The sequence below is a fragment of the Ruminococcus sp. MCC718 genome, from assembly GCF_018783905.1.
Taxonomy (GTDB): Bacteria; Bacillota; Clostridia; order Lachnospirales; family Lachnospiraceae; genus Hominisplanchenecus; species Hominisplanchenecus faecis.
Window position 1 is genome coordinate 1 of record NZ_WQNP01000072.1, and the last position, 225, is coordinate 225.

The window sequence follows — 225 nt, forward strand, 5'->3', positions numbered from 1 at the left end:
CCGATACATTTCCTACACTACAGGCAAAATATCCATCTGTCCAAAAGGTATGTTCTTTCCAGAATTGTTTTCGTAAATATGGGGGATATCTTTTCCATATATGGTATGTTGTATAGCTCTTCATCAGGTTTACAATCTTACTAACAGACATTGTCGGTTCTGTCTCTATCATGTAATGAATATGGTCTTTATCTGTTTCCATATATCTGATAATAACACTGTGTC

Annotated in this window: 1 protein-coding gene; it reads right to left on the bottom strand. The window is 34.7% G+C overall.

Annotated elements, in window-relative coordinates:
- A partial coding sequence (gene tnpA, locus GPK60_RS07815) for an IS200/IS605 family transposase (protein ID WP_346727737.1) occupies positions 1-214 on the bottom strand: 214 nt, incomplete at its 3' end.
- Between the last annotated feature and the right edge of the window lie 11 nt (positions 215-225).